Raw genomic sequence first — 14291 nt, forward strand, 5'->3', positions numbered from 1 at the left:
ATGAAAGCCATGTACGCGCCGAGCTGGACGATTTACCTGCACAGTTGGTTCGACAGCCAACTTGAACCGACAGGTCACCCCCGAATAGACGGCCGAATCCGCGCGAGCCAGATCCAATCGGCGCTGCGATTCATGATCGGCAACATGCTCGTCAATATTATCAATGTGATCATTGTCGTGGCAGCGCTTTGGCGGAATACACATGATCCGGCTCTGCTTGTCTGGGGCGGACTGGTGACCGCATATGCCCTGCGCGTTCTCTGGAAGGTGCCGAAGATCCGCAGACACTGGCAGGCCGATTCGACCCGGAAGGGCACGATCGTTTCCGCGATCGCCAATTCGCTGTTTCTGGGAACCATCTGGGGGCTCATGCCTGCGATCTGGTTTCCAACGGCGGGACATGAGCAGGAACTCCTGATCGCGACGGTCATAACGGGGATGATCGGAGCCGGCGCGTTCTCCCTCTCCAGTCTCCCGCTGGCTTCCTTCACGTATGTCGTCCCGATGGCAACGGGTGCGTATATCGGAGTATTCCGCACGGATATCGCGCATTTGTGGCCCGTTGCCTTCTTGCTGGGACTGTACTCGATAATCATCCTCTACACCGTTCACCGACTGGCGCAATTCTTCATCGAAAGAACCGTCGCCGAGGAAGCGACCCGGGAACGCGGAGAAGTCATCGAGCTGCTGCTTCGCGAATTCCAGGAAAACGGATCAGACTGGCTATACGAACTGGACGAGAGCCTGAAAATCGTCAGTTGTTCGCCGCGCATGAGCGCGGTCACACGCATGTCGAAATCCAGGCTGCTGGAACTGAAGTTCACGGACCTCCTTTGTCCTGAGGATCGGGATGCCTTGCTGAAGCGGATCGAGGGGCAATCGGCATTTCATGACTTCGTCTGCCGGATCACGTTCGGCGACGTCGAGGCTTGGTGGTCCTTGACCGCCAGCCCCATCCTCGACAAGCGTGGACGGCTCAATGGATGGCGAGGCGTCGGCTCCGACATAACGGAGCGCAAGCTGGCCGAGGATCGCATTGTCCGCCTGGCACAGACCGATGCGCTGACCGGACTGTACAACCGTTCCCGCTTTCGCGAAGTGGCCGAAAGCGCACTCGCCGACGCGCAGGTCACCGGCCGGTCGCTCGCGATAGGCACGCTTGACCTCGACTACTTCAAGGAAGTCAACGACACGCTCGGCCATGCGGTCGGGGACGCACTGCTGAAGGTTCTGGCCGAACGCCTGCTGGACCTTTCGGATAAAGAGCTGACGATTGGCAGAATCGGCGGCGATGAATTCGGCATCATTCTCCATGACGCCGGAGACAGTGACGCCGTCAACACGCAGGTGAACGAGATCATCGCCGCGGTTTGCGAACCGATACATATTGACGGCAACGAGATCAGGGTCGGCGGCACGATCGGAATCGCCATGTCCGACGACAAGGTCCAGGACGTCGGCGATCTGATCCGCAACTCTGACCTCGCGCTCTACTTCTGCAAGACGACGGGGCGCGGCAGGGCCTGCTTTTACAACCGCGACATGTACAAAGACGCCGACCAGCAGCGCGTGTTGCGCGAAGACCTCCGAAAGGCCATCAGCGAAGAACAATTGCGCCTCGAATACCAGCCCGTTATCGATGCCGCCGCAAACCGCGTCGTCGGGTTTGAAGCCTTGCTGCGCTGGGACCATCCCGAGATGGGCACGCTCGCCCCGGACCGTTTCATCGGCCTCGCGGAAACGGCGGGCCTTATCGGGGCGATCGGGGAATGGACGCTGGATCGCGCCTGTCATGACGCCATGACCTGGCCTGAAGATATCCGTGTCGCGGTCAATATCTCCCCTGTTCAACTTGGCGAGAGCGACTTCGCTGCGTCGGTCAGGGCGGCCCTGGAGAAATCCGGGCTTCCCGCGAGCCGCCTGGAACTGGAAATGACCGAGACGGTGTTCATGCGCCGCGAAATGATGGCCGATCGCTTCATCGGGGAGATGAACCGGATGGGTGTCGCCGTCGCGCTCGACGATTTCGGCACCGGCTATTGTTCGCTTTCCTACCTCACGCGTTTCTCGGTGCAGAAAATCAAGATCGACAGGTCCTTCGTGTCCGGCGACCTCGCCTTCAGGGAACGCAACGCCATCATCTCCGCGGTCGTCGGCATGGCGCGCACACTTGACCTGAAAACAACGGTCGAAGGCGTCGAAACCGCGGCGGAACTTGCCTGGTTGACCGGGCTCGGCTGTCGGGAATTCCAGGGCTTCTACTTCGCCGCCCCCATGGATAAAGCGGACGTGGCCGGATTTATCGACAGGTACAATGCGCCCACGCCCCCGCTCTCCGGGAAGAGTGTCGCAAGCCGCTCCTGAGCGCCTTCCAACGTTGTGTCACGAAAGCGGTGAGACCGCGAAATCCGCCCCTTGCGGGCAATGCCGACAATGCTTGGCGAAACTCCAAAAAGAAAAGGCCGCGGTTATCCCGCGGCCTTCATTGTTTGGTCTCCGGTCAGGATTGCCGGACGAAAGATCGGCGATCAGAACTCTTCCCAGTCATCCTGCTTGACGGCGGCGTTACCCTGGGTCGCGAAGCTCTTGGCGACGCGCCTCTGCAATTCGGCAGGCTTCGCACCGGACACGGACGCGGGCCTTTTCGATGCCGCGGTATTCGCGCCGCTCAGCTTGAACTGGCGCAGCAGGTCCGCCAGCGACGTCGCTTCGCTGGCGAGGCTGTGGCTGGCGGCCGTGGATTCCTCGACCATGGCCGCATTCTGTTGCGTGCCCTTGTCGACTTCGCCGATCGCCTGGTTGATCTCCTGCAGCGTGATGGACTGTTCCTTCACCGCCTCGACGATCGCCATCACATTGGCGTTGACGTCCTGGACCTCGACCACGATGGTCTCCAGCGCCTTGCCGGTTTCGCCGACCAGGTCGGAGCCGGTTTTCACCTGCTGCGCGGACGCGTCGATCAGGCCCTTGATCTCCTTTGCCGCGTTGGCGGAACGCTGCGCCAGCTCGCGCACTTCCTGCGCGACGACCGCGAAGCCCTTGCCGGCATCGCCTGCGCGCGCCGCCTCGACGCCCGCATTGAGTGCCAGCAGGTTGGTCTGGAAGGCAATCTCGTCGATCATGCCGATGATGTTGCCGATCTTCTGCGAGGACTGCTCGATCGCTTCCATCGCTACGATGGCCTGCTTGACCACCGTGCCCGATTTCTCGGCGGAAGCCTTGGTGCGCGTGACCAGCGAGCCCGCCTCGTCGGCCCGTCCGGCGGATTCCTTCACGGAGGCGGTCACCTCCTCGACGGCGGCAGCTGTTTCCTCGACCGAGGCAGCCTGCTGCTCGGTGCGCCGGGAGAGGTCGTCGGCGGCGGAACGGATCTCGTCGGATGCGCCTTTGATCGTCGCCGCGTTCTCGCCGACATTGCGCATCGCTTCCTCGAGCCTCTCGATCGAGTGGTTGAAGTCGAGCCGCAACGAGTCGAGCGATGGGATGAAAGGCTCCCTGATGCGCTGTTCGAGGTCTCCCTCGGCGAGCCGCTGAAGGCCGGCGCCGATCTCGTTGACAGCCACGACGCGCCCGGTGACGTCGGTCGCGAACTTGACCACTTTGCTGACCCGGCCATTCTCGTCGAAGATCGGATTGTAGGACGCGTTGATGTGAACCTCTTTTCCGCCCTTCCCTATCCGGCAGAACTCGGCGACCTGAGCTTTTCCCTCGTTGAGTTCACGCCAGAACTGAACGTATTCACCGCTTCCCGCATACGCGGCATCGACGAACATTCTGTGATGTTTGCCGACGATCTCGTCATGCCGGTAGCCGAGTGCGTTGAGGAAGTTGTCATTCGCCGTGATGATCGTGCCATCCGGCTGGAACTCGATCGTCGCCTGCACTTTCCCGACGGCATCCAACAGCGCCCGATAATCGAGATTGGCCAGCCGTTCCGCGGCATCGGCCCATTCAACGACAAAGCCGTTGAGCTTGCCGGCCGATTCCAACGGCGTGACCGCAAGATCGAACGTTCGGCTCCCGATACGGATGTTGGCCTTGTGCGGTTTTTTCAGTTCCGCCAGCATCTTGCGTTGATGATCCGGGTTCTTGTGAAAGCTGTCGATGTTGCGGCCCACAAGCTTGTCGGCAGAAAAGCCCGGAAGCTCCTTGCGCAGATCATCCTCGGCTTCACTGAGAAGCGCTCGAAGCGCGGCGTTCATATAGGTGATGTTCAAGGATGCATCGGCGATCATTATGTTGGCGCCCACCATTTCGAGCGCTTCCAAGCGATGCTTTTCCTTACCGGTATCAAAGAGTTTCATATGCTGGCTTCGCTCCCGTCGTCAGCTTCGAGTATCGCTCACGCACGAAAGACATGCGGGTCGAACTCAACCAAGATTTCATGTGGAAGGACATGCCGAGGTACCGGCCACCCGTGACGCGCGCATCATGCGAAACGGACTCACCAGCTTCCGTCAGGGCACTACAATTTATTGCAGTCGATCATTAATGGACCGTGAAGAGCATTGCCGGTCGCGACAGGGACTATTGGAGAGTGGCGCTCACGGCAGGCTTAAAATCCAGAGCGGTTCGAGCCGGCGTCGGCGGGCTCGGGGACCAGCCTCTACTTCCTTGAGATATCAGTCCTTTCGGACGGCATCATGCCGGAAAGATCGCATTCGCCAAAACAGATCCGGGGCGCCTCGCGCCCGCTGAAACAAAAAAGGCCGGCTTGCGCCGGCCCGGTGAGACTTCGTGCCACATGCCGCCGATCAGAACTCTTCCCAGTCATCCTGCTTGACGGCGGCGTTACCGTCGGTCGCGAAGCTCCTCGCAATGCGCGCCTGAAATTCGGCGGGCTTCGCGATGGCCGCGGACGCCGGTCTCTTCGGTGCCGCCGTCTTGGCTCCGCCCAGCTTGAACTGCGCCAGCAATTCGGCCAGCGACGCAGCCTCACCGGCAAGGCCATGAGTAGCCGCCGTGGATTCCTCGACCATGGCAGCGTTCTGCTGTGTGCCCTTGTCGATATCGACGACCGCCTGGTTGATCTCCTGCAGCGTGGTGCATTGTTCCTTCACCGACTCGATGATCGCGGCAACGTTGATATTGACCTCGTGCACTTCCCTGACAATGGTCTCGAGCGTCTTGCCGGTCTCGTTTACGAGGTCGGAGCCCGACTTCACCTGTTGCGCCGAGGTTTCGATCAGCATCTTGATTTCCTTGGCAGCATTCGCCGAACGCTGCGCCAATTCGCGAACTTCCTGCGCCACGACGGCGAATCCCTTGCCCGCCTCACCCGCCCGCGCGGCCTCGACGCCGGCGTTCAACGCCAGCAGGTTGGTCTGGAAAGCGATCTCGTCGATCATGCCGATGATGTTTCCGATCTGGCGAGACGACGCTTCGATCGCCTCCATTGCAGCGATGGCTTCGCGTACAACCTCGCCCGATTTCTCGGCGGACACCTTCGTCCGGTTCACCAGCACACCGGCCTCGTCCGCGCGGCCGGCGGACTCTTTCACCGATGCCGTGACTTCCTCAACAGCCGCAGCGGTTTCCTCGACAGAGGCGGCCTGCTGCTCGGTGCGCCGCGACAGGTCGTTGGACGCCGATCGGATTTCATCAGAGGCCGAGCGGATCGCCGAAGCATTTTCGCCGACGCGCTGCATCGATTGCTGCAACTTGTCCATCGAGTCGTTGAAATCGACCCGCAGGCGATCCAGCGATGAAATGAAGGCGCGCTCGATACGCTGTTCGAGATCGCCATGTGCCAACGCCGACAGCGCTTCGCCCAGCGTCGCGACATCGGTCATGCGGTCGGTGAGTTCTGTCGCGATCTTCACGAATTTCATAGGTCGTCCGGCATGGTCGAGGATCGGGTTGTAGGACGCCAGTATCCACACCTCCCGTCCGCCCTTGCCAATACGCTTGAACTCATCGGCGATGAATTCGCCTCGTCTGAGGCAGTCCCAAAACGCTTCGTACTCGGCGCTCCGCGCATAGGCCGGATCGACGAACATGGAATGGTGCTTTCCCCTGATCTCGGAAAGGTCGAAGCCCATGGCGCGGCAGAAGTTCTCGTTGGCCGTCAGGATGTTTCCCTTTAGATCGAACTCAATGACCGCCTGCGACCGCGATACGGCGTTGAGCTTACCGTCATCCTCGATCGCCTTCGTCTTGGCTTCGGTGATGTCGGTGGCAAGTTTCACAACCTTGCGCACCCGGCCCACCCCGTCCTTCACCGGATTGTAAGTCGCCTGGATCCAGATTTCACGACCACCCTTGGCATAGCGAAGATATTCCCGGGATTCGAATTCACCGCGTCCGAGCCGCGCCCAGAATTCCCTGTAATCGTCGGATTTGGCGTAAGCGGGATCAACGAACATGCGGTGGTGATTGCCGACGATCTCCGTACGGTCATATCCCATGGCGGCACAGAAGTTGTCGTTCACGTCGAGGATTGTCCCGGTCACGTCGAATTCGATGATGGCCAGAGAGTTGTCCAGAGCGGCGATAATGGCTGCGGCGTCGCTTCCCGACCGCTTCCTTTTCATGAACATGAGAGTTTTTCCCGAAGATTGCCCCGCGCGCCCCACCGACGCTTGATCCGGTGCGAAATCAAAAGCATGCCGCTTGGGCCCGGTACGGCATCATGCCACGGCGCGAACGTGGTGCGTCGGCCCCGGTCCATTCAGGGTGAAACATCATGATGAAAAACCGATAAGATTGCGCCTAGTATTATTACTAGCGAATGTCGTACAACATGCGGCGTTATTTCCGGATCGAGTTGTCTGGACGGAAAAGGCAGCTTACCGCGAAACATGAGCCGCGATGACGCGCCACGCAGCCAAGAAAAGACTGACGAGAACTCAATATTCCAACACAAAATCATATATTTACAAAAAATACGGATTCGGGAAAAAATCCGGGGGAATTACACGTCTTTGGCACCTTCGCATCCAGGCCTACAGGGTAATAATGAGCCCCCATTTACTTCAAAAACATAGGGAATGCGCATAGTCGAAACCGCATATAAAAGCTTGTATATTTTGAAAGACCCGGAGCGCACATGTCGCAGGTTAACTCGACTGTTTCCGGACCGTTCGATCTGTCGCATACGATAAAGAGTCTAGGTGAAGCCAAGTCCGGCTTCGATGTTTTCAAGCCGTTGAAAGCCACCGGCACTGCGTTCGGGCTGCCTCATTTTGCGGTTACCAGACAGCCCACCAATGAAGTCAACAAATTCGCGCAACGCGTTGTCATCACGAACTGGGACGCGGAGCTTCTGGCCGGGATGATCGATGCGGGAACACTGGACCGCGCCCGGATCACGAGGCTTTTGCGTGAACGTGAACTGCCGATCGATCTTCGTTTTTCCGACCATCTCGACGACGAGACGCCCGAAATCCGCGATGAGATGCGCCAGATGGTCGATTATGGCTACGACAGGATCGTCTATTTCCCGATACGCCTGCAATCGAATATAAAGGGCGCAGTTTCCTTCACCGGCATGCGCGAGCCGGTCCCGATCGAGGAAATGGCGCAGATGAGCTTCGTCGCCAAACACGCGCTCGTTCAACTCAACGAAGTGATGGAACACAGAACCGCCGACTGTCCGCTGACCGCGCGGGAGATCGAGATTTTCAACCTTGTCGCCGAAGGCCTTACCGCGGAGGAAATCGGCAGGAAACTGGGCATCACCAGCCACACGATCAGCTATCACACCACCAACGCGATCAACAAACTGGGCGTCAGGAACAAGACCCAAGCAATCGTGGTGGCCCTGCAGAATGGCTGGCTTCAGCGCAGTCTTGACTGATCCGGTCTCCTGGCCGCTGCCTGCGAGTTGCTGGCCTGTCTCCGCGACCGAACGCGCTGTCAAATTCCGTCTCGGGAACATCTTCCGGAAACTCAACGCCGAACAGCGCGGTCAAGCAGTCGCCATCGCCCGCAAACTCGGACTTATAAGCCTCCAGGCAAGTATCGACTCGTCCGGATTGATGGTGCCCCCCTGCCGGACTCGAACCGGCACGGCCAAAGGCCGAGGGATTTTAAGTCAGCACGATAACATGCTAAATAATTGATATATATAATACTTCTTGCTTATCCTTCTCTGCTGTGTACGATTCTGTGCAACACATTTCGCGCCTAAATCGCCCCAAATCCCGGCCAAACCGCCCGAAAGCAGAAAATCGCCTCCAAATCGGGCAGCGCCCGGCGGCGCTTGCGCCGCCACTGGTCCATTTGCCCTTCCAAAGCCAAGAGCGGGCCGCGCGGTCGGCGTCAAGGCCGAAGCCCGCGAAGCGGGGGCCGAAGGGCCGCCTTTACGCCGTCCGAAGGCCTGCATTAATCCCCGAAGGGCAATTGACCTTCACCTGGTGAAAACGAATGAGCCGCCGCCGCGGCGAATTTCTCAGTCGCTGTCCGACGCAGCACCCCGACAGCGGGGGGCAGGTTGTGCCTGATGCAATACACTAGCAAGACGGCTAAGCCTCAGTCTGAGGAAGCCACTTTTCAAATTCTTTCGGCAGGATCCCGAAGAACAGCTGATCATCCATGCTGGTCGGGTCGTAAGTGAGATCGAGTTGCCTTAGGACGAGACCGAAGCGCCTCGCACTTCCTCTTCCGCTACCCGCTACGCCTCGTTTCGGAACACCATTCGTCGTGTCGAAGTACATCTTGTTTGCTGCGGCAACGATAGGCTGGCTCGCCAGGACCTGCTGCCGCCCGCCAAACTGTTCGAGGATTTCGCCATGGATGCTAAGCGGGTGCTCCTGCTTTCTTGGTGAGATCAGGAGAAAACGAGCGTTGTCGCCATGATCGCGGACAAGCTGCCATGGAGAGCGCACGAGGTGGCGATAATAGTGCCGGTAATCCGCGCTCAAGATGTAATAGTACTCCTCCTTCGGAGAGCGGTTGCCATTCTTGTCCGCGGGACAAAGGCGGTCAAACCAGAGAAGGCCTAGCGTTGACCACAAGCCCCGATCCCTCGAAATCGTACTTGCATCAAGGTCTTTCAGGAGTGTCCGGACGTAAATTCCGAAATGGTAACGGTCCTCAAATTTTGCGCTCCCCACCTGCAGTTTGGCGCCAATCGGCTCGGAGTACTGATGATCATTGAGTATCTCGACAGGTGGCGGTCCCTCAGCGCCATTGCGGATGTAATCCCGGAAGAAATCGATTCCGGCGCTATTCAGTTTTCTTGAAATCGTATCCATAGGCTTATTCTCCTATGTGTCTTTTGATGTTCTTGAGAAAGCCCATATCCTCACAGAAGGCGGTGATGGCGTTGTCCACCCACTCTTCACGACCCTCTCTGTCTTTTGTCATTGGATCTCCGGGCAAGCCGAGAGTGTCCGAACAGAACTCAAGCCATTCGGCTTTCCAGCCGCTTTCATCCTCATCGTCCTCACCCGCATCCTCCTGCCGAACGAGCCGTTCAAGTACGAAACGCAACGCGGCCGGAAGCAGGAAGCCCTGAAGCAGCGGGTTGTCCTGCAATGCCTGCGAAATTCCGGGAATTCGGCGATTAAGGATGAGCGTTGGCGGAGCGCTTGGATCGGCGAAGTCGACATACCAGGTCTGTTCGCCGATTTCTCGGAAGAGGACGGGGAAGATGCTCTTTCGCCCATCTTCACTTTCGTCGCTTCTCGGCTGGACTCTTTCCGCTGAACCCAGAATTTTACCGGTGTCGCTTTCTTCATCGATCACCTTCACCCTGAAGAGTACAGAGCCGCTGTGATCGACTTCGTCCATAGTAAGCACGGGCGGGATCTGAAGATCGCCAACTGTCCCGCAATCAAAACGCATTCCTGAAGACCGGTGGTATGCTTCAATCACGACCCTTGCATCAGCGGGGAAACCAAGGCCTTCCAGATTAAGCTCGGCTTTGGCTCTAAGCGGCCCGCTACCTGCGTTCTCGACCATTCGAATGTCGATATTTTCACGCTTGATACGTTTTCGGCCGGTGTAATTGAGACGGCGCTTTGCGGTGCTCATTGTCCGGCCCTCGCATCAACAACAAGATCCCGCCGTTCGTCGAAGCCCGAGATTGAGAGAGAAAATTCCGGTGATTCAGCGGTCACAATGAGGACGTTATCCTTCTCAATTTCGACAGAAGCGTTTTCCGCTTCGAGGTTGAGGTCAGATTGAGACTTCAGGCTGAAATCGAACTTACTGAAGCGTGTGAACGGATTTGCGCCGATCATGTCATACGCCATCCGAATTCTTATCTTGCGCGGATATTCCCACTCCTGAGCGCCCGGCCCGGGAGTAAGCTCAAAGCCGCCCGGCGTCCGATTGATAGACAGTGCAATCTGCCGCGGCGGGACATCCGGTTTTGGTTTTGGAGATTTTTTCTTCTTCTTGCCGCTCCCGGCCTGGGCTTTGTCCGCAATCGAAAAGAAATCAAGCAGAGCTTCCGAGTCGAGCTTTTCCTGCTGCTCACCGATAAGCCCGTAGAGCTGCCTCAAAGAGCTCCGTACTGCTTTCAACGCAGCCTTAGGATTTCGCCAGTTCGCAGATAGCTTTTCAGCGGTTGAGTTCCAGTCTGTATGTGCAGGGTTTTCAGCGTCACCGAGGAAACTCGTGATTGAGCCCTCATTTGCAATCATTGCGCACTGCGCGGTTACGCTTGATGCGCTCCTTCTTTCGCCCGAAAGGACAATCGGACCGCGGGCGAACAACCTGAATGGTCGCTGCCCCTCTGAAATGGCGCGCATGAAAAGATCGATGTGGGTGTCGAATTCCGAACCTTTGTGATCCTCGAGCTCCATCGGAACGCGAACGTGTACGATGTTACCGGAGGAGAATTCCTCTCTAAGGGCAGACAACGTTTCGGGATCAAAGCTGGCTTCGCCGATTTCGTCATTGCCTGTCAGTGTTGCTGACGTTGCCGACGGCGGTCTTTCCAGCATACCGCTGATCGCCTCGATAAAATCGAACGGAATAGAATCCTCATCCGCCATATCCAGCTCATTTACGACATCTGTGAATGTCTCAGCACTGATCAGGCGGTCACCGACTTCCACTTCAAGTTTACCGGCGAGGATCGGAAAAAAGTAATTCTTAATGACAGCGCCTGCGATCTGGCGCTCGTCCACGCCGTCACGCAGATACGGCACGATAATGGAAAGCCCCGATTGAAGAGTTCGCTGAACCCCGGCCAGGGATGTGAAGTTCTGAACTTCTTCGTGGTCTGTGACCGGAAGCTGCAACTCAAGCGGTTCGGGTGATCTGGCGTCAAACCAGAACCCGTGTGCCGGATATAAAACGCCGTCGATATCATGTGACTTCAGGACAGCCTGCCCCATCAGAGCCGGGGATTCATCACCGTCCCGTACGGTGAGCCCGAAGAAGGAGTAGGCTTTCGAAGAGGACGAATAGACGAGCTTCCCGAGCCCCCAGCGACCACCCGATTTTCCGCCTTTCTGAGAGTCTCCCATGACCCTCCAGAACTGGTCGAAGTTGTCCTTGTCCTTTTCCAGGAAGCTTCCTGTTAGGCCGCAGGTGTTGAAATCTTCAATGGCAAGGACCCGCATAGGCTCATCGGACAGATCTGCATAATTCAGGCCGTACGCCTCAAGGTGTGGTTCAAGCCCCCCAAAAATCGCATCCCATTCCTCGCGTTCCGCGTCGGTCGCCTCCTTTATCGAAAATCTGACCTTAACCGGCGCATCACTGTTTTGTGCGTCGGATGAATTCTGAATAACCTCCCGCACCAGCGCTTCGCTCAGACCAACCTCATCATTGTTAAACTGGTCACGTTGCGTAATGCCGACGTCCACATCTGAAGCACGCCGCTTATTAAACTCCCAGTAACCCATTACCCCTCCAGCTTAAATTCAGAGTCCTTACCACCAGAATCACCCGAAAAACGTGATTTGGCCATATCTAATTCTTTTTGAATGGCACGAAACATCTTTCTGGAATCTTCATCCGTGTAATCGTACGCGCCTTTATTTGCGAGATTTCCGATTAGACGAATGTCTTTGATGGCGCGGTTCACACGCGCCTCAGCCAGATCGATAAATTTCTTCCTCTTGTCGCGCACAGTTTTATTCCTTTCATGGTATTTTCAATATGTGCGCACAATGCTGAAACATGAGGACAATGTTGTCAACATTTTTGATATATTTTCAATATGTGGAGAGAAATTGAGCCTCTGCGCGAACCATTAAGTGCCTAGAAACGCCTTTATTTCCGCAACTTTTCGCGGCAAATCCGCCTCAATTTCGCATTCCCAGACGATGAGAACACGCCATCCGGCTGCTTCAAGATCTGCAACATTGCGCAGATCGCGCTCCACAGTGGCCGCAAATTTTCCGTTCCAGAAATCGATATTGGATTTGGGCGTGGTGGCGTGCCTGCAGCCCGAATGTCGGTGCCAGTAGCAGCCGTGAACAAAGATCACGGTCCGATATTTCGGCAGGACGATATCGGGTTTTCCGGGCAGATTGCCCGAATGGAGACGAAACCGGAACCCGGCTCTATGCAGGGCTGAGCGGAGAAGTTTTTCGGGTTTCGTATCTTTCCCGCGAATGCGGGACATATTCCAGCTGCGATGGGCCTTGGATATCCGGTCAGCCATCAGTCACTGTCTGGCATGCTGTCCAGAACTTCTGCAATTATCTCTGCAATCTGACCGGCAAGGAAAGGCGGGACAGCATTTCCAATCTGATGGAACTGAGCAGTTCGAGGGCCCTCGAATTTGTAGTTGTCCGGGAAGGTCTGAAGCCGTGCAGCTTCCCGAACCGTCAGACTGCGGCACTGGGCCGGATCGTAGTGAATGAAATAGTGGCCGTCTTTGGAGATGTGCGATGTCACTGTCGTGGAATGCTGATCTTTCTTCTGCACACGAAAGCGATCTGAAAACATTTCGCCAGCCTGGCCTCTGGCTACATTCTTGTGCTCAGGAAGGAGGAAATCAGGGAAGTCGGACAGTTTCGGGCTCCGTTTCGCGTGCGCCGTAAAAGCAGCGGAAAACAGATACCGGTGAAGGTCAGAAGGCATGTGCCCTCTGGCTTCGTGACTGGTCAGCGTTGTTAAACGATCATCATACAGCGACTGAACGGCCTTGTGCGGAGAGTTGCTTCGTGCCGGATATTTTGAACTGGAACGCTCAAGGGGATTCCGCGCGATTTCATCGAGCGCCAGCCGAACCTCCGACACAACGTCTTTCGCATACTTGTGACCATTCAGATGACCGGCAAGAGCGCTCTTATCAAACTCGGAGATAACTGACTTCCAGGCTTCCAGGCTGTCCTGCCTGGAAAGCCCGCTCCTTACCTTCGGAAGCATACCGATCGTTTCCTCTACGGTCGGCGGTGTTGAGCGCTGCAGCTGACGGGGAACGATATCAATATCGCCTCGGATACCAACGATAAACATACGGTGCCGGGCTTGCGGTACGCCGTACTCCTCCGCCTTGACGAGAAACTGGCGGGGGTCAGCATCCGAAGTCATTTCCCCCTCTTCTGAGAGGGAGTACAGCCGGTAGCCCAAACTTTCGTTCTTGTCGGCGAGCGCCTCGCCCGGCTTCGAAAGATCAGCAAGAATCCGTGTGATTACCGGTTCTCCTTTGACCTTGGCGGACAGGAGACCCTTTACATTCTCCATGACGAAGACGGGCGGGCTGTGGTCCGCGATGATTTTCAGATACTCCCGATAGAGGAAGTGTCGCTCATCCTCCTGGAAATCCGGATTGTTCATCATCCGGGATCGCCCGACCAAGGAATAGGCCTGACAAGGCGGGCCACCAATCAGCGCCCATTTGTTTTCGCCTTTCAGGCGTTCATCGATTATGCCGCGAACCCGGTCATGCTCCTCTTTGCCAAGCGATATCCGCAGTGCGCTTTCCTCTGCGTGACGCAACTGCTCCGGGTACAACTCAAACAGTGCTTCGCGAGAGATTTTGCCGTCGAGGTACGTGTAATACTCTTTTGGAAAACCCCGTTCACCAAAGGCCCGCAGAAAGTGGCGCAGAAGCAGCGTCTGATGGGAGAAGTTGTCTCTCTCAATCGAGACGGAATCGCGAAACCGGAACCGCCCTTTGGTATCAACGCTCGACAAGAATCCTTCGCCCAGACCGCCTGGACCGGCAAAGAGATCAATAATCGGATAGGTATTACGCTGAGCGCTCATAAAAACTGGAATCGCTTGTTATCGGGCAAAATGCAGCTTCCTCCGAATTGGAAATTCGATCCAGGAAAACCAGGCCGTGTTACGACTTTTTTTGCGTACTTCACCGGCAGCTGTTGCGGAAATGATTCTTTGGCCGTGATCGCATTCAAGAAGGCCGGGTTTCGGCCCGG

Annotated in this window: 10 protein-coding genes; 2 read left to right on the top strand and 8 right to left on the bottom strand. The window is 56.9% G+C overall.

Going from position 1 to position 14291, the window contains the following annotated elements; genetic code table 11:
• The first annotated feature begins 132 nt into the window (after window positions 1-132).
• Entirely contained in the window at window positions 133-2364 is a 2232-nt protein-coding gene (locus tag LC343_RS15580; RefSeq protein WP_223478068.1) for a putative bifunctional diguanylate cyclase/phosphodiesterase, read from the top strand.
• A gap of 164 nt (window positions 2365-2528) precedes the next feature.
• Here the strand turns inward: LC343_RS15580 and LC343_RS15585 are convergent, their stop codons facing one another.
• Window positions 2529-4304: a methyl-accepting chemotaxis protein gene (locus LC343_RS15585; RefSeq protein ID WP_274384801.1), complete on the bottom strand. Its 1776-nt coding sequence runs from the start codon at window positions 4302-4304 to the stop codon at window positions 2529-2531.
• 450 nt (window positions 4305-4754) lie between these two features.
• The gene (locus LC343_RS15590; protein WP_428982567.1) at window positions 4755-6539 is read right to left on the bottom strand and encodes a methyl-accepting chemotaxis protein; all 1785 of its coding nucleotides are present in this window, start codon (window positions 6537-6539) and stop codon (window positions 4755-4757) included.
• Window positions 6540-7048: 509 nt separating this feature from the next.
• Between LC343_RS15590 and LC343_RS15595 the strand changes: the two genes are divergently transcribed.
• Window positions 7049-7798 (top strand): helix-turn-helix transcriptional regulator, encoded by a 750-nt coding sequence (locus LC343_RS15595; protein ID WP_223478069.1) that lies wholly within the window; start codon window positions 7049-7051, stop codon window positions 7796-7798.
• Between the two features lie 667 nt (window positions 7799-8465).
• On the opposite strand, the gene LC343_RS15600 is transcribed toward LC343_RS15595, so the two are convergent.
• The 6 genes from LC343_RS15600 to LC343_RS15625 form a co-directional block, all read right to left on the bottom strand.
• Window positions 8466-9197 (bottom strand): hypothetical protein, encoded by a 732-nt coding sequence (locus tag LC343_RS15600; protein ID WP_223478070.1) that lies wholly within the window; start codon window positions 9195-9197, stop codon window positions 8466-8468.
• A 4-nt stretch (window positions 9198-9201) separates the two neighbouring features.
• The gene (locus tag LC343_RS15605; RefSeq protein WP_223478071.1) at window positions 9202-9978 is read right to left on the bottom strand and encodes a hypothetical protein; all 777 of its coding nucleotides are present in this window, start codon (window positions 9976-9978) and stop codon (window positions 9202-9204) included.
• Window positions 9975-11804, bottom strand: a complete 1830-nt coding sequence (locus LC343_RS15610; RefSeq protein ID WP_223478072.1) for a hypothetical protein — start codon at window positions 11802-11804, stop codon at window positions 9975-9977. The genes LC343_RS15605 and LC343_RS15610 overlap by 4 nt, the downstream gene beginning before the upstream one ends.
• Window positions 11804-12031, bottom strand: a complete 228-nt coding sequence (locus tag LC343_RS15615) for an arginine repressor (RefSeq protein ID WP_223478073.1) — start codon at window positions 12029-12031, stop codon at window positions 11804-11806. The genes LC343_RS15610 and LC343_RS15615 overlap by 1 nt, the downstream gene beginning before the upstream one ends.
• 123 nt (window positions 12032-12154) lie before the next feature.
• Complete coding sequence (locus LC343_RS15620) at window positions 12155-12568, bottom strand: very short patch repair endonuclease (RefSeq protein WP_223478074.1); 414 nt, start codon at window positions 12566-12568, stop codon at window positions 12155-12157.
• Entirely contained in the window at window positions 12568-14121 is a 1554-nt protein-coding gene (locus LC343_RS15625; protein WP_223478075.1) for a DNA cytosine methyltransferase, read from the bottom strand. Before LC343_RS15625 ends, LC343_RS15620 begins: the two co-directional genes overlap by 1 nt.
• Between the last annotated feature and the right edge of the window lie 170 nt (window positions 14122-14291).

It is taken from the genome of Oricola indica (genome assembly GCF_019966595.1).
In the GTDB taxonomy this organism is placed as follows: Bacteria; Pseudomonadota; Alphaproteobacteria; order Rhizobiales; family Rhizobiaceae; genus Oricola; species Oricola indica.